The 16,158-nt window shown below is 42.6% G+C and carries 18 protein-coding genes and 1 riboswitch; of the genes, 11 read left to right on the forward strand and 7 right to left on the reverse strand.

Translation table 11 applies throughout. From position 1 onward, the window contains the following. Positions 1-212 precede the first annotated feature (212 nt). The 5 genes from BLS14_RS05245 to BLS14_RS05265 all read left to right on the forward strand — a co-directional run bounded on the left by BLS14_RS05245 (position 213) and on the right by BLS14_RS05265 (position 3,828). Positions 213-1,133, forward strand: a complete 921-nt coding sequence (locus tag BLS14_RS05245) for a deoxyribonuclease IV (RefSeq protein WP_244552075.1) — start codon at positions 213-215, stop codon at positions 1,131-1,133. 101 nt (positions 1,134-1,234) lie between these two features. After that, positions 1,235-1,579 carry a YojF family protein gene (locus BLS14_RS05250; RefSeq protein WP_024631702.1) on the forward strand — a complete coding sequence of 115 codons (345 nt, stop codon included), beginning with the start codon at positions 1,235-1,237 and terminating at the stop codon, positions 1,577-1,579. Between the two features lie 23 nt (positions 1,580-1,602). Then, positions 1,603-2,277 (forward strand): bacillithiol biosynthesis deacetylase BshB2, encoded by a 675-nt coding sequence (gene bshB2 / locus BLS14_RS05255; protein ID WP_072733489.1) that lies wholly within the window; start codon positions 1,603-1,605, stop codon positions 2,275-2,277. A 170-nt stretch (positions 2,278-2,447) separates the two neighbouring features. After that, the gene (locus tag BLS14_RS05260; protein ID WP_371121351.1) at positions 2,448-3,089 is read left to right on the forward strand and encodes a hypothetical protein; all 642 of its coding nucleotides are present in this window, start codon (positions 2,448-2,450) and stop codon (positions 3,087-3,089) included. A gap of 25 nt (positions 3,090-3,114) precedes the next feature. After that, complete coding sequence (locus BLS14_RS05265) at positions 3,115-3,828, forward strand: hypothetical protein (protein WP_083584587.1); 714 nt, start codon at positions 3,115-3,117, stop codon at positions 3,826-3,828. A gap of 117 nt (positions 3,829-3,945) precedes the next feature. Here the strand turns inward: BLS14_RS05265 and BLS14_RS05270 are convergent, their stop codons facing one another. The 4 genes from BLS14_RS05270 to BLS14_RS05285 form a co-directional block, all read right to left on the reverse strand. Beyond that, the gene (locus BLS14_RS05270) at positions 3,946-4,758 is read right to left on the reverse strand and encodes an undecaprenyl-diphosphate phosphatase (RefSeq protein WP_063565034.1); all 813 of its coding nucleotides are present in this window, start codon (positions 4,756-4,758) and stop codon (positions 3,946-3,948) included. Between the two features lie 16 nt (positions 4,759-4,774). After that, positions 4,775-5,539 carry a DUF817 domain-containing protein gene (locus tag BLS14_RS05275; RefSeq protein WP_072732831.1) on the reverse strand — a complete coding sequence of 255 codons (765 nt, stop codon included), beginning with the start codon at positions 5,537-5,539 and terminating at the stop codon, positions 4,775-4,777. A gap of 167 nt (positions 5,540-5,706) precedes the next feature. Beyond that, on the reverse strand, positions 5,707-6,558 hold the full coding sequence (locus BLS14_RS05280) for a bifunctional 5,10-methylenetetrahydrofolate dehydrogenase/5,10-methenyltetrahydrofolate cyclohydrolase (RefSeq protein ID WP_072732832.1): 852 nt from the start codon (positions 6,556-6,558) through the stop codon (positions 5,707-5,709). A 51-nt stretch (positions 6,559-6,609) separates the two neighbouring features. After that, a riboswitch (ZMP/ZTP riboswitch) is annotated at positions 6,610-6,692 on the reverse strand. Positions 6,693-6,773: 81 nt separating this feature from the next. Continuing rightward, positions 6,774-7,586: a stalk domain-containing protein gene (locus BLS14_RS05285; RefSeq protein WP_072732833.1), complete on the reverse strand. Its 813-nt coding sequence runs from the start codon at positions 7,584-7,586 to the stop codon at positions 6,774-6,776. 267 nt (positions 7,587-7,853) lie between these two features. Between BLS14_RS05285 and BLS14_RS05290 the strand changes: the two genes are divergently transcribed. Genes BLS14_RS05290 through BLS14_RS05300 form a run of 3 tightly spaced genes read left to right on the forward strand, consistent with a single transcriptional unit; the run spans position 7,854 to position 9,434 of the window. Next, complete coding sequence (locus BLS14_RS05290) at positions 7,854-8,336, forward strand: MarR family transcriptional regulator (RefSeq protein WP_063565031.1); 483 nt, start codon at positions 7,854-7,856, stop codon at positions 8,334-8,336. Positions 8,337-8,347: 11 nt separating this feature from the next. Then, positions 8,348-8,932, forward strand: coding sequence for a nitroreductase family protein (locus BLS14_RS05295; RefSeq protein ID WP_256336156.1), 585 nt, complete (start codon positions 8,348-8,350; stop codon positions 8,930-8,932). 16 nt (positions 8,933-8,948) lie between these two features. Further along, positions 8,949-9,434 (forward strand): nitroreductase family protein, encoded by a 486-nt coding sequence (locus tag BLS14_RS05300; protein ID WP_063565029.1) that lies wholly within the window; start codon positions 8,949-8,951, stop codon positions 9,432-9,434. Positions 9,435-9,603: 169 nt separating this feature from the next. Here BLS14_RS05300 and BLS14_RS05305 read toward each other — a convergent pair whose 3' ends face one another. The 3 genes from BLS14_RS05305 to BLS14_RS05315 form a co-directional block, all read right to left on the reverse strand. Continuing rightward, positions 9,604-10,866, reverse strand: a complete 1,263-nt coding sequence (locus BLS14_RS05305; RefSeq protein WP_090949915.1) for an MFS transporter — start codon at positions 10,864-10,866, stop codon at positions 9,604-9,606. Positions 10,867-10,905: 39 nt separating this feature from the next. Then, entirely contained in the window at positions 10,906-11,745 is an 840-nt protein-coding gene (locus tag BLS14_RS05310) for an ArsR/SmtB family transcription factor (RefSeq protein WP_176854354.1), read from the reverse strand. A 316-nt stretch (positions 11,746-12,061) separates the two neighbouring features. Continuing rightward, the gene (locus BLS14_RS05315; RefSeq protein ID WP_072732837.1) at positions 12,062-12,724 is read right to left on the reverse strand and encodes an MBL fold metallo-hydrolase; all 663 of its coding nucleotides are present in this window, start codon (positions 12,722-12,724) and stop codon (positions 12,062-12,064) included. 318 nt (positions 12,725-13,042) lie between these two features. Here BLS14_RS05315 and BLS14_RS05320 point away from each other — a divergent pair, with 318 nt between their 5' ends. The 3 genes from BLS14_RS05320 (at position 13,043) to BLS14_RS05330 (ending at position 15,921) form a co-directional block, all read left to right on the forward strand. Continuing rightward, the gene (locus tag BLS14_RS05320) at positions 13,043-13,942 is read left to right on the forward strand and encodes a hypothetical protein (protein ID WP_176854356.1); all 900 of its coding nucleotides are present in this window, start codon (positions 13,043-13,045) and stop codon (positions 13,940-13,942) included. 294 nt (positions 13,943-14,236) lie between these two features. Then, a complete protein-coding gene (locus BLS14_RS05325) occupies positions 14,237-14,872 on the forward strand; it encodes a glycoside hydrolase family 11 protein (protein WP_072732839.1) in 636 nt (211 codons plus the stop codon). Between the two features lie 209 nt (positions 14,873-15,081). Further along, entirely contained in the window at positions 15,082-15,921 is an 840-nt protein-coding gene (locus tag BLS14_RS05330; protein WP_072732840.1) for a formylglycine-generating enzyme family protein, read from the forward strand. Positions 15,922-16,158 lie beyond the last annotated feature (237 nt).

Raw genomic sequence — 16,158 nt, forward strand, 5'->3', positions numbered from 1 at the left:
AAGCCAAGCGTTGAGAATGAAAATGGTTGTAACGAGAACTGAAATGCATATCAAGCCGCCAATTGGCGGCTTTTTTGCCTTAAACATGTAAGTTATTGCGACCAAATGATGCCTTCCTCTGATCTCCTTCACCACCGTCATTTCCCATTAGCCAATCCAACCCATTTCATTGATAATTGAATGATGGTTTCAACAGGAGAGGGTGGTTGGTAATGATGAAAAGTAGTGATCTGCTGATTGGATCGCATGTATCCTTTGGAGGAAAAGAGATGCTTCTTCAGGCTAGTAAAGAAGCCGCTTCTTACGGTGCATCTACTTTTCTGATGTACACTGGCGCACCGCAGAATTCGAAACGAAAATCTATTTCGCAATATAATATAGAAGCAGGTCATTTGCACATGAAGCAGCATGGCATTTCCAATATTGTCGTGCATGCTCCATTCCTGATTAATCTGGCGAATAGTTGCAAACGAGAGGTGTTTGATTTTAGCGTACAATTCCTGCGAGACGAGATCGAACGAACGGCAGCGCTGGGATCAAATCAGCTTGTTCTTCACCCCGGGGCCCACGTAAATGCTGGATTGGACATCGGTATTCGACAAATAATCCGGGGATTAAATGAAGTATTACAAGACGATAATCACCCGGAGGTACAGATTTCGTTGGAGACGATGGCGGGAAAAGGAACAGAGTGCGGAACAAGCTTTGAAGAACTGGCACAGATTGTCGATGGCGTGCAGCGGAATGAACGGATTTCCATATGTCTGGACACTTGTCATGTTCATGATGCCGGATACGATATTGTTGATAATTTTGATGTGGTACTTGAGCAGTTTGATAAGGTGCTTGGCCTTGATCGATTAAAAGTACTGCATATCAATGACTCCAAGAATGTGCGGGGATCGAGGAAAGATCGCCATGAAAACATTGGGCACGGACATATCGGACTTCAGACTTTGGATAATATCGTACATCATCCCCAGCTCGTGTCAATTCCGAAACTGCTTGAGACGCCGTCGATTGGCAAAATAAAATATAAAAGTGCACCTTATCGACATGAAATTGCCCTGTTAAGAAGAGAGTGCTCCGAACCCGTGCAGAAGGAAGAGGATTCTTTAGAAAACAGTAAATAGAGAGTATTCCAAACATTCGCTCACTCATTCCATGTTTATTCTCACGGGACATATGTTAAAATGGATGTAGAACGTTACTTTTTATTAAAAAGGAGGCCGCCATGCAGCCAATAGAGCCTCAAGACATCCAACACCGGATCAATCAACTTCTCGATCAGGACCTATATTTACACCTCGAACTCACGTCAGGTGCTTACGCCAGTCACTTCGATAGCACAAGGCATCCGGGGTCGGCATTCATTTCCAATGCGGTCATACGATATACGCAAGGATCTATCTCGGGCACAGGCCCATACCGAGTTGGTTTAAAAACCACTCACGGCTGGATATACGCTGAAGGACTTACACACATTGACGAGCTGGAACAAGAACGACTCATTCTGGCTGGTCACGATAGTCAAGGAAAGCTGGTTGTAGCTTTACAACTTAGTCGGGAATTGTTCTGATGAAAGCGGAGGATCAAATAAGCATGAATAACAAACAGATTGAACATCAGCGCATTTTAGTTGTGTTTCCCCATCCCGATGATGAAGCATTCACTGCTTCGGGAACGTTGGCGAAGTACATAGAAGGCGGTGCTCAAGTCACTTATGCTTGCCTGACTCTAGGGGAGATGGGACGTAATATGGGCATCCCTCCATTTGCCAACCGGGTCACCTTGCCAATAATCCGTAAGGATGAACTCATAGAGTCCTCCAATGCGATTGGTATTCAAGACTTAAGGATGCTCGGTTTTCATGATAAAATGATCGAGTTTGAAGACCCTGAGCTGCTAGATGGCCACATCTTAGCCCTGATCAAGGAGCTTAACCCTTCACTGGTCATTACTTTCTATCCGGGGTATAGTGTGCATCCCGATCATGATGCAACCGGAGCCGCGGTTACGCGAACGATTGGTCGATTGCCCGCAGAGGAGAGACCTATTGTGTACTGCTGCGCATTCTCGAACAATCACGAAGAGAGTATCGGGAAAGCGGATGTGATTGAAGACGTGAGCGGATTCCTTGCCAAGAAAATGGCGTCGATTCGAGCTCACCGTTCACAATTCCAAGCGCCGGAACTTGTCGGCAAGGGGAATTTGGACGATGAACAAATCCGAAATCGGTTTGGAAGAGAAGCATTTTGGACCTATAAGTTCAATTAATTTTACAATCTGTACAATCTAAATTACGTAAAAAGTCGCCATTATGGCGACTTTTTTTCGTTTTAAACATAACATATTGTTCAGGTGGAGAATGGAGTGAGTAGGGGCAATCGTATGGTTTCCATGCGCTTCCATGGGTAATAACATATTGACCATTAAACTTGTAAGGAGTGATACAATTGAAAGAACTTCGTTCTGTTTTTATTAAAATCCCGATACTCGTTATGTTTGTTGCACTTACAGCTTGCTCTGGAGAAACAGAGCTGCCTGCAACCTCTGAACCATCAGCACCAACAAATGAGTCGGTTACAGCTCCAACCACAGAAAATGAGGAAACATCTGAAACGACACGACCGCAAACAGAAAGTTTTGATTTGATGACAGGGGAGGGGAATTCATCACAAACGGCCACCTTGCATCAAGGGGAAGGTTTTACATTGTACGTGTTCGAGAAGTTTTCTTTTGATGCTGCCAAAGGCCGCTTGTCGCTGACAAGCAATCCCGACTACTATGTGGATATTGAACCACTGCCCTCAGATTATGATCTGGAAAAGCTTAAGACAACTGGTCAAGAGAACTTGGAAAAATTCGGTGCGGTGACTGATTATAGTGGCGAGTTGATTGAGCACCCGCTTGGTTTCGCCGAGCTTTATCTTCAAGCTTCAGGTGAAAAAGGGATAAACGATTATATGGTCTGGAAATCAGAAAAAGGTGACGCTTTTTTATTCCGTCTTCACAATCCCAAAGGGGAAGAAGCTTCCGATTTCGCTAGTCCGGTCCTTGTTTCCTTATCTACGGTTCAGGGCGAATAGTCGTCATCGTCATCTTAAGGAGTGAATGGACATCGTAATGCCAAAAATGCGAAGAAAACGAATCATTCGAATTACTGCGATAGTCATTTTACTTTTGCTCATAACGTGCATCGCATTTGTTTATGTTAATGACAGACCTGGCGGACTAGCCGATCGGCGCATGTCCAAAGCAATGGGAATGAGTGAAACCATGCATATTCCTATAGGAAAAACTGCTGAAGAAGCGATCCGAAAGTTTAGAAATAATGATGATTCATTACAAATCATTCATCAAGAACCGGTAGACGGCGGCATAATTTTGTTCAAACAAAAAACGGGTCAGGAAAATAACAGCAATCTTCAGATGGAGTATGCTCGGAAAATAATATTCGGATGGAAGTGGGCATGGGGTGGCGGATATTCCATTGGTGAATCATCTCAATTCACGTCTGCACTGGATTACATGAGCATACCTGAATTGAGTCACATATCGACACCTTTCCCTATGCTGTTTGGACATATATTAGACCCGGCTATTCAGCGTGTAACAGTCGAGTTTGAGGGAAATGAGAAACCAGTAGTTGCCGAAGCCAAGTTGGTTGAGGTGGGGCCGGAAAGCATAATCTGGTTTGTATCACTGCCCTCGTCTGCAACAATTCCGTATGAAATGAAGGGATTCAACGATAAAGGAGAAATCGTAACCCATAAACAAATGGATGATCCGAATGGCATGGGCGCCATGGTTCTTGGAGAACGTTAAAGAGTGTTCGTACGGAACCTGCGAGTAGGGCGAGATCGTCAAGTCTGGAAGACAATAAAAAGGGAACAACCCACTGTTTAGGGTTGTTCCCTTATACGTTACAAGGAAAATTCGGGTTTACAAAAAAATAAGTAAAAGAATTCCGACTACGAAGCAATAGTATGAAAAGTAAATCAAGTTCCCTCTTGCCATAATTCCCATGAACCATCTCATTGAAAAGTAGGTTACGATAAGGGTCGTAATGAACGCTAAAATGTAAGGTATAGCTAACTGCGCTCGGTGCGGATCGGTTACAATGTCAGAAGCCCCTAATATTACCCCGCCAATGCTGATCGGAATGTAGAGCATAAAAGAAAATTTCAACGCCGTTTCTTGTTTCATCCCGACAGCAATAGATGCAATCACTGTTGCACCAGAGCGGCTTATTCCCGGAATAAGAGCCACCGCTTGAGCCAGACCCACCAGTACTGCGTCTTTCGCAGACAAATCCCCATCTCTTTTGCGCCCGCGAAGGTTTCGAATAAGCCACAGCGCAACCCCTGTGATCAGTAAACTAATCGCAACCGTATAGACAGAAGTGAATATTTCTTCAATTTTATCCTTGAATAGCACAGCCCCGATCGCAGCAGGCAGGGTACCAATGATTATGTATAGACAAAACATAAAATCTGCTCTGTACTCCGCATTGCGAGAGACTAGAAATCGCCAGCCTCCTACAATAAGTTTTTTGATATCTTCCCGAAAAATAAACATAATGGCAATCAGTGAGGCTGTGTTTGTCAAAATTTCAAAGGATAATCCGTTCTGCTGCATGCCAAGCAGTCGTTGAACGATAATCAAATGTCCGCTTGAAGAAACCGGAATAGGCTCTGTAGCCCCTTGTACGATACCTAATAACACATATTTCAACCACAAAATAAAGTCTTCCATTGTATCCTCCTACTCATTATTTTCGATTAGCTTTGACATATTTCAGTTGGGCCACAATGATGACACTAATAATCACCAAAAGGAACCACGAACTGATCTTGCTAAAACTGACCAGTTGCCAGGAGTCATGCTGGTCAGGGTATTTCCAGCCGTTAAAAAATGTAGCTATATTTTCAGCAGTCCAGATGAAAAAACCTACGATGACAAAAGCGAGCGTTAACGGCATTCGATAGGTAGTTAATCGTACCCGATAGATAATCCATGTTTTACGAAAAACAATAAATACCAGAGCGGTCAACCACCAACGAAAATCGGGAATAAAATGATGTGTGAAAAAGTTGATATAGATGGCTCCTCCTAACAGAACCGAAGATGCAAACCCAGGCCAGCCTGTCATGTCCATACGCAATCTGCGCCATATTTGGCACATAAAGCTTGCTACACTTGCATACATAAATCCGCTATAAAGGGGAACGCCAAAGAGCTTGGTATAACCAGGCTCAGGGTATGACCAGGATCCCATCCACACCTTATACATCTCCAGTACCAATCCAATCACGTGAAATATACATATGACTTTGATTTCATCACGTGTTTCCAATCCGCTCCGGTACATAAGGTATTGTACTGCTAATAAAACAAGCAGAATGGCATCATAGCGATAAAGAAAGGGTATCTGAATTACGCTAGAAAGGGCCAACGTTCCAAAGATCGCCACAGGAAAAATGCAACTCATCGCCTGATGATAACCAAAATGCAGGAGCTGTACTAAAGGTTTCAAGTTATGTTTATCTCCTTCCTAAGCCTTGTTCATAATAATATAGATATGGTCCGTTTGTAAAAAGAGAAAAAAAGATCTATATATTTTCTTATTTTCAATTCGAGCTTATTCAAAGACAAAACAGGCCCCTCGTCAACTGGAGGGACCTTGTTTTTTGGCTAATTCAATTATGCATTTTCAGACAGCTTGTAGGCAGATTTAATCGTATGTTCAATGAGCGTCGCAATCGTTACAGGACCAACACCGCCCGGTACAGGTGTAATTGCTGAAGAAGGAACAAAGCAAGCTTCGTAGTCCACATCTCCGACGTTGCCTTTGTTATAACCTGCATCAATAACGACAGCACCTGGTTTAATCCAGTCTCCTTTAACAAAGAGCGGTTTGCCCACGGCTGCAATTATGATATCGCCAAGCTTCACGATTTCTTCCAGATTCACGGTTTTGGAGTGGCAAATCGTCACCGTTGCATTCCGGTTGAGCAGCATGGCTGAGACAGGTTTGCCCAGAATTGGACTTCTTCCGATGACAACTGCATGTTTGCCCTCGATCTGAATATTGTAGAAATCCAAAATGCGCATAATAGCCTGTGGTGTACAGGAAGGGAATTCTGCGTCTCCAAAAGCATTAAGTGCAAAACCGAGAGTCGTAACACCGTCAACGTCTTTCTCGATACTAATGGCATCAAAAGCTGCTCTTTCATCGATATGATTCGGGACAGGGTGCTGAAGCAAAATACCGTGTACGGAAGGGTCATCATTTAGCTTGTTTATTTCTTGAATTAATTCATCCGTGGTGGTATCCGCAGAAAGAACGACCTTAATGGATTGCACGCCTAAGCGAGCACAAGCATTTCCTTTCATACGCACATAAGTCGCTGAAGAAGGATCATCTCCGACGAGAATTGTAGCGAGACAAGGCTGAATGCCTTTTTCCTTAAGAATGGCAACCTTCGAGGCCATGTCTTCCTTCATAAAATCCGCTACCGTTTGTCCATTCAAGATCAGTTTGTCAGTACTCATTTTCACATCGCCCTTTCAACATAAAAAAGAGGCAAGGAAATAAATATTCCTTACCTCTGCCCAGGCGTACGGCTTATTAACAAAACCATATGCTCCCTCACGGTTCACCGTGTTCGCCAGTTACATATGATCGATTAAATTGTTTAGATTGATAGTACTTGAAAAAGCAAAATTGTTCAATAGTTAATGGATTTCTCTTATCAAGAGAGATGATCTTAAGGATTAAGTATCTCGTCTATTAATGAAAATTCAACACGATCTACTTTCCAGCCCTTATTTGTATAGACGAGTGTGGCACTTCGGTAGAGTGTTTCCTTGTTACCGTAAACGGAACTAGAACCCGAGTATTGACTTAATCTAGCTGTATTGCTGTCACGGTAAGTCAGACCGGATTGGCTGATGACTTTGAATTTAAAGTTGTATTCCAGCCCTTTATCCCGAATAATTTCGTTGATAAAACGATCTGTAAAATAGGCGCTAAAGTATGTCCGAATTTGCTTAATGGAAGACAGGTTTGTCGCTTCATTTAATTTATCAACGAAGATTTGCTGTTGTTTGGCCGTTATTCTCTTTGTATTGGGCACTTGCACTTTGGGTTTTGCCATCGTCACCTGTATTTGCGTGCCATCCAGAGTGATTGTTGCTTGGCTGGTTTGTTGATTCCATTGCACGTCAGCGCCTAAAGTTTGACTGATAAACCGCGCCGGGACATAGGTGGTGTTATCGTTTAATTCCGCAGGAACATCCAGAGAAACTTCCTCTTGGTTAACCAGTATCTTTTTAGAGTTAATGGTCAAAAGTATTGTCGTTTCACCTTTGGTCATGGTGATATTTTTTAGTTCTTTGTTCCAGTTAACTTCCGCTCCCAAGTTTTCGGACACTGCCCGTAACGGAATTAGAACACGATTATTTTGTAGCATGCCAGTATCCATTGTGATGTACTGGTTTGCAGCTTCCCCGGTAGCCGCAAAGCTCGGCAGGATGAGCAGAGTCGTTGTCAGCAAGGAAATAGTGATTTTTTTAAACATAGGCTCCTCCACTAAGGATTAATTATTTGAATATGTAGACGTTATCAAAATAGAAAATGTTTCTGTATGTAAGATGCCATTTCCCAAGCAGTAAGGTAGCCTAGGGCTTAATTCTAATTTTTTTCTTTTACCAGAGGAAATAGTTGATAACTGTTCTCACTCGTGATATATTGTTAACAAGTAAACTATTTCAGATTAATTTCCTGAATTAGTTTAATCATTCAAGGTTTTTTTATTGTTTATAAGTAAATAAGGAGCGATTGAAGAATGGATTCAAACGATCGAACAAAACAGTTACTGTATGACCAATTTATCCGGTTTTTACATGTATATGAGAATCACAAGGATACGGAAATTGAACATTTTCTAAGTATCGCCCAGCGGGAAAGCATGGACAAAATCCCTCAGCATTTGACCGCGGTTCATATGATAGATTGCATTGGCAAGCATGAGCCTATAAACAACACAGGTATTGCTGAGGCGATGAATTTGTCCAAAGCGAGTATTACCAAGATCGGCAACAAACTGCTGGAGGAAGGATTCGTCAAACGTACGAAAATGAATGACAACAAAAAGGAGAGCTACTTCCGGTTGTCACCACAAGGCAAAAAGATCTTTGAACTGCATGAACGTTTACATGTACTTGAGGCTGAACGGTTCTATCGTTCTTTGGACAAATATTCGGAACCGGAGCTGAAAATAATACTTCAATTTCTTCAAGACAGCAGCATGGATATGGAATCCAGATAAACTGAAGGAGAGTGAAACACTTGAGTCTGGCAGAATTGATCAGGGAACGCAGAAGTATTCGTAAATGTAATTCTACACCGGTGGAACAGGAGTTGGTTGTTGAATTGCTGCACAAGGCTACACGGCTTCAAACATCTGTTGAATCTGGCTCATGGCGTGTTGTTTATGCCGGAACTCCCGAAGCACGCAAACGGTTGGTTGACTGCATGCTGGAACAGATGTCGCAGAGCAAGCTCGGCAAGTTGATTCCGGGAAAACTGCTGGATGTGTTTAAAAAGAGGTTTACCGATATTCCTGCTCATGTCATTGTTATGTCGACTGTAGGACCGGATCGTCTGACCAATGACCGCAATTATGCGGCTGCCTGCGGGATGATGCAGAGCTTCCAACTGCTGGGATGGGAAAAAGGGTTAGGAATGCTGTGGGATACAGAGTCCATGATTCAGAATGAAGGCTTTTTCAAAGGAATTGGACTGCGTGAGGATGAAAGATTTGTTGGCATTCTTCATATGGGATATTACGACAAAGCGCCAAGAAGCCGGAAAAGAACACCAGCTGAGCAAAAGTGGACTGTATTTCAGGGTCAGACTACGTAGAAGGGAGGATGTAAATATGGAATTGTCCGATCTGCAAGGGGGCATACACAGTCCGAAATATTTTTTGGATCGACCGGTATCACAGGAGCTAATCCTTGAATTGCTCAATCACGCCGTGTGGGCGCCAAATGATGGACTTCGTGAGCCGTGGCGATTTATTTTTGCCGATAATCGTAATGGGAAACTCATGCAGGGAATGCAGGAGCACGCTCCAGCGTATCTTCTGGTTCTGGTGAAGGAAGAGGCGGATCATCATAAGCGGGAAGAGGACTTTGCAGCTGTCTGCTGTCTGATCCAAAATTTTCGTTTGCTTGCCCATGAACAGGGCCTGGGTGTGCGCAGTACGTTGCATGACTGGATGTACGACCGGAGTCGTGCTGAAAAGTTTGGCGTGTTAGGCAACGAGCGAATTGCTGCGGTTCTGGAATTGGGATATGGCGCTGTACAGCTGGAAGGGAAAACTGAGATAACAGAACCTCAGCTTCAGTTCGAACTGCTGTAGCGGAGAAGATATAGGAAAGAAAATTTAAATGAATGAGGAACGACAAAACCTTGATCGGGATTGTCGTTCTTTTTTGTGCGGTGTGTATCCGATTTGTAGATTACAAGTCAGCTATAGCGGATACACACAACTAATCCAGAGATTCACCTATTTTAAAAAAATGACATTCCTATAATGTGTTAATTACCTTGTTATGAGAATTGAATTGTGTTCTATTCTGTAAAGTAGATAAATCACCATTTAAATTCTTCAGGTTGGGAAGGAAAGCTGCGGCGACCGAACAAAGCAAGGGGAGCAGACCCAAAGACAAGAATAAGAAAGGCAGACCATAGAGTTCTGCAACCGCTGCACCTGCAAAAGCACCTACAGGCTGTAGTCCGCCACCAATGAGGAACCGTATTGAGTTGACTCGGCCTTGAAGAGGTCCGGGGACAAGTGTACCATGCAAAGCTGAACTGAGAGAACCAAAGAAAGGTCCTGCTGCACCAGCGGCACATAAGGCAACGAGCGCAAACGGATAACTCGGGAATAGGCCCAGTAAGGCGTTAAAAAGCCCGATGGCGGCTAGGCTGCACAACATAACTGTCCGTCGTCTTTTGATTTCACCCATCCACGAGATGACCAAAAGTCCTATTAATGTGCCACATGCTGAAGCAGTGGTGAGTGTACCCATAGCAGCGGCATCCCGATTTAACACTTCACGAACAAAAGGAATCATCATCGTCCAGATCGCTACAGAAGACATGTTGCTGATCGAAACCATTCCCATAATCGAAAGCATGGCCGGGAAACTACGATAAAAGGAGAAACCTTCATGGATATCTCTGAAATAAGCCTTAATTGAAAATGAGGACTTAGCTGCTACTGGCTTCTGCATTGTGGGCAGATAGAGCAACGTGGCAATGGCGGCGGTGTAACAAACGGCGTTGATGCCGAGCGTTGGCAACGCCCCAGCTACGGCAGTAAGAGCTCCGGCTAAGGCTGGGCCCAACAAAGCAGCTGCATTACGGCAGCCGTCGATTACCGCGAATGCACGCACCAATTTGTGTTTATCTGATACTCCGGGAATAATTGCCATTGCGGTGGGCATGAATAGGGCAGAACATGCCCCGCTTAGTCCTGCGGCCAGGAAAAGATGCCATAATTGCAAGTGGCCTGCGAGTCCCAGACTCAGCGGTAATAAGAGAGCAAGCAACCTAACAGAAGCAAGCACTGCCATGAACCGCCCTCGGTGTAACCGATCGGCTAACGGCGAGCCGAGCAACCGAATGGCCACTTCTGGAATGCTAAAGCTTAGTGCCATCGCACCCATGGCCATCTTAGATGCAGTTATTTCATAGACAAGCCATTCCATAGCCAGAAGACCAAATACGTCACCAAATGAACTCAGAGTGACAGTCGCTAGTAAACCATAATAACTGCGCTTAAGCATGAGTGTTCCTCCGTGTGCGTAGGTTAAAGGGCATGATCATCATTCTTCAATATAAGCTGAAATCTGTTCCGAAAGCTTGTTGAGAGCTTCTAAACGCAAGCTGTAAGAGGTCGTTTTCTGGTTATAATGCACGATGACAAGCCCCGCTGCCCTTAATGAAATCAGGTGGTAGTGAACCGTACTTTTAGAAAGTTTAACCTCGCTAACGATCTCAGTGAATGTTAACTGCCTTCCAGCCAACAGGCGGAGGATATATAATCTGGTCTCGTCGGACAAAGCTCGCGTTAGACGCAACAACCGATGTTCAGGCCGACCCGTTGCTGGTGGGAGAATATCGGCAGAGTAACTTGTGAAAATCACTTCATCAAAGATGGCTGAGGTGACAAAGGGACGAGCATGATATTGAGGGATTAGAATCACTTGTTTGAGCAGAGGGGTGGGGTATAGACGCATACCTTCTGTTGCCTCCTCATAGACCTCTAAGTCATTGGTTCCGTTTAAACTGGACTGTCTGGTTTCAGCTTCTAAGGCGAGACCTTCGATAATCGCCGAATCAATTTGGCTGAAATAGTGGGTATCCCATTCACGCAGCGCTTCGGATGTCCGGCTGCGCAGTTCCGGGAGATTGGAGGGAACGGACAACTTCACATTAGCAGCGATGTCATATAGCTGGCCCGTGGTTAGGTCTTCAAGCCAATCCAAAAAACCACTCACTGAGCGTTCACCGGGACAACTCCAAATATAAGGTGCAAGGCTAAAATCATCTACAAGTTTCATCGTCTCCCGCATTTGTTGTAGTTTGGCAGGTGCGAACCGATCTTGTACTTCTCTGACCCATAGTTTTCCAGCATCCAGAGCATTATGATTCTGTTTACTCATGAAAACCGTCAGGCTGCTTACACATTCATAAATGGGCGCGAAATCAACTTCCACTTTGTAGTTCATAGCTCGAATTTCCCCCTGTTCTTTCTTGTTCTATATTTATAGAACAACTAATTTGTTTTATTGTATACGAACAATTATGGGTTTGCAACAAAAATGTCCAATGATTTGCTTATTCTCTTCAACGAAAAAAGACGTTCCCACGGGTGGCGAGCACCTGAAGAAGCGTCTTTATGATTTATAATGACAGCAAAATGAGCAGTCTGGTTTTAAAATAACTGAATAATACTCACCGATAGTGTATATTGAAAATTTAATTTTGGTTGAGTGCTGCTATCTGATCTTTCACATTTACATTACTTAATCCCCCGTGGTAACAAATGACAGATGTAATATCGAAATCTGCATATTTTCTCAACGAGAGCTTTGCTGCGTTCATATCCGGTGTAGTCGGGGCGTGAATTCCACCAAGTATACCTTCTACACTGTACATGGAATCCCCGGCAATGAGCGTTTTACTTTCCTTCAAATAAAGACTGATATGACCGGGTGTGTGTCCAGGCGTGTGAATAACGCGAATCCCGCCACAAAACGGCAGTTCCTGACCATCTATTAAAGTATGGTTTACTGTGCCCTTTGGCGGATTATCCAGGTGACCATCTTTTATCAGAGGCAGTTCCCCTTGGATGTACGGCTTATCCAATTCGTGTGCATATACATAAACAGCGTTGCCACGCGTCTGTAAAATCTCCGGTAGATTCCCTATATGATCGACATCCTGATGGGTCAAAATAACTGCATTTAATTGGTCTATTGAAACGCCAGCCTTCTCCATTGCCACACGTAAATCCTTAAATTGATCTGGAAAACCAGTGTCTATTAGAATAGTCATTTCTTGATCCTTTAAAAGAATAGGGTGTATCACATTCCCATGATAGTCCAGATGGAGCATTTCGACTCCCTTTGAAATTTCCATAATATTAATCCTCCGTAGAAAGAAATAGTATCTCTTTGTAAACGAATCAAGTCATTAAAAAGATACGGGGTAGAAACGGGGAAGGGGAGGATATAACTTCTTAAAAAAAGTGTTAAGATGACATTTTGAGATATAGATAGTTCCTTCAAAAATAAAATTAATGGTAAAATAAAAAAAAGGAGGGGAGATCATTTAGCTTACACAGCTACAATATTTGAGCAAAAAACTGAATTCAAAATGGTAAACTTTTATTATTGAGTAAATACACAGATGGTATAGAAATGTTGGGGGTGCAAGGTCATATTGAAGAAATTAATCTTGGCAACACTATTATTCTTAACGAGTTACGTATTATTCTCATCAAATTCAACGGAAGCTTCAACAACAGTTAAAACCGCTGTACATACCTATAAAGGTCAACCGTATGTTCAAATTAGTGGTGGAAATGCAATAGTTATAAAAAAAATAAATGATACTTTAAAGGAACATACAGTAGAAGTAGCTAATGGCAATAAGGCACTCCAACAGAATAATAGTGTAGCTTGGTACAAAACGAGCGTGAAAACTACTTACAATAATAATAAAATATTATCTGTAGCTTACACAGATGGACTCAATTACAGCGATGATAATATAGGAACATATGTATCCATTATTTATAATTTTGATCTTGCAACAGGTGACCGAATTACATTATACGATGTAGTAGATTCTGATCAAAAAAAGGCCAATCTTGTGTCTATTTTATCTCATAACCTTCAGCTCAAGTATAATAAGGGAATTACAATTTATGAAAAGAGTATATATGATATTCCAATAAACTCTTCCACACCATTTTATTACTACGATAATGGTATAATTGTTCGATTTTATCCCTCTCAAGTTGCAGAATTGTCAGAGGGATTCATAGATATAAAGGTTCCATTCTCACAGCTAAATGAAGAAATAAATAGATTGGACCCTCTTATTACTTATTTAGATTATCTCCAAAACAATGTGACTGATTATGTTGATACTGAGATCGAATATTTTAATGGATACAGTATAAGGAATAGTTATCAACTCTTAAATGGTGAAGTATGGAAGCAAGTTGAGCCAAATTTTTTTAGCCTTCAATCCTATTCGTTGTATCCGAAAGTACGCATATATAAAGATAAAACACGCTATTATATGTGGGTTGAGGGTACAGATGACGCAGTAGAGGTTGAAAGGTATTAGATAATTTCTAAGCATAGCATTTACTTTCACAGCCGCCCTTCTGGGCGGCTTTTTGCATATTTGTTTTCTTATAGGTACAAGTCGATTTTTAGAAGGAAAGCAGATATAGATCTAAACATATTAGAGATTAATCTTTAATTTGTCAGGTTTTTATGTAACCGCTATCATTCTATAATTTAGTCAGAAAGGAGGTAAAAGTAAAAAGAATTGCATCAAATGGTAATTGAGAACTTCAACCGAGAATCAGACGAAAGCAGTCGATAAGGCAAATATAATCATATTGGGAGGTAGAGTATGTTTAAATTTAGCAAAAAAATGTTGACGGTCATTCTTGCGGCTTCCATGAGTTTTGGCGTGTTTGCAGCAACCTCAAGTGCAGCGACAGATTATTGGCAGAATTGGACCGATGGCGGCGGTACGGTTAATGCTGTGAATGGGTCGGGCGGAAATTACAGTGTGACATGGCAAAATACGGGGAACTTTGTTGTTGGTAAAGGCTGGAATGTTGGATCTCCAAACCGGACAATTAACTATAATGCTGGGGTTTGGTCTCCATCCGGCAATGGCTATTTGACACTCTACGGGTGGACAAGAAATGCACTTATTGAATATTACGTTGTAGATAGCTGGGGCACTTACCGACCAACAGGAACGTTTAAAGGTACTGTCACCAGTGACGGAGGAACATATGACATCTATACAACGATGCGATACAATGCACCTTCCATTGACGGTACACAAACCTTTGCCCAGTACTGGAGCGTAAGACAATCGAAGAGAGCGACCGGAGTTAACTCCGCTATTACATTCAGCAACCATGTGAACGCATGGGCAAGTAAAGGAATGAATCTGGGTAGCAGTTGGTCATACCAGGTGTTAGCGACAGAAGGATATCAAAGCAGTGGAAGTTCCAACGTAACGGTGTGGTAAGTAATCCACGGTAAGCAACCCCATTTAACGTAAGTAAAACAGATTTTTATGCATTAAGGACAGGCTCAATGCCTTTTCCTCAGTTCTACTTTCAGTCCGGATATGTTGAAGGCCGTTTCAGCCAGACAAATGGCCTTCGACGTTGCCGGATACGAAATGATAGGTATCATAGCCAATTATTTTCCCATTAGTTTAAAGGAGATTGTTCAATGAGAAAGCTATTAATGTTCTTTTTAATAGCAATAATGGTAGTGATGAGTGCTTGTTCGCAGGATAAACCCGAACCGGAGGATAACCTTGTATTCGTGCAAGGTGGAACGTTTAAGAACAACAAGTCCAATTTTGCTGGAAGAAATGCGACTCTTTCGAACTTTTATATCGGAAAATATGAGGTAACTCAAAAAGAGTGGGAAGAGGTCATGGGAAACAACCCCTCTGGATTCAAAGGAGATCAATTACCAGTAGAAATGGTGAGTTGGTATGATGCGATAGAGTATTGCAATCAAAGAAGTATACAAGAGGGCTTGAAGCCGCATTACAACATTGATAAGGATACCCAAGACCTGAATAATAAGAATGATAACGATAATATAAAATGGACAGTAACGATTAATGAGGGAACTAACGGTTACCGACTGCCTACAGAAGCGGAATGGGAATATGCCGCAAGCGGAGGTCAGGAGAGCAAGAATTACACATACAGCGGCAGCAACAACGCCGACAAAGTCGCATGGTATTGGAAGAACGCCGGGGACAAAATCTTAACTGGAGACTGGAACTGGCCTGCCATAGAGAGCAACAAAACCAAAACCAAATCGATTGGTACCCAACAGCCCAACGAGCTTGGAATCTACGATATGTCTGGCAATGTAAGAGAATGGTGCTGGGACTGGTACAGCGATGCTGAGAGCCAAATGGCTTCATTTCGGGTAATAAAAGGCGGGGGCTGGATCGGTGGTGTCAACAATAACGAGATCGCTTTTCGAGGCAAATTCGATGCAAATGGTTTTGGTCCGGATCAGGGGTTTCGTGTTGTTCGCGGAGAATAGTCGAAACGTTGTAAAGTACCCAAATAGTTTAAGACGGCCCTATATGCTGCAAAGTAGGTCGTTGAACTTAAAGAGATGCCAAGGCTATAGCAGATTAGCCGGGGCATCTCTTTTTGAAATGCTTGTATTTCATTCTAATGCACAGGATCAGAAAGGTGATGCATTGTTTGTCGTACAAATCGACCCTTTATTTTGCAGGATCAAAAAGTATCCTACGACACAAAAATGATCGGATCA

Origin of the sequence: Paenibacillus sp. OK060, from assembly GCF_900101205.1 — a bacterium.
Lineage (GTDB): Bacteria > Bacillota > Bacilli > Paenibacillales > Paenibacillaceae > Paenibacillus > Paenibacillus marchantiae.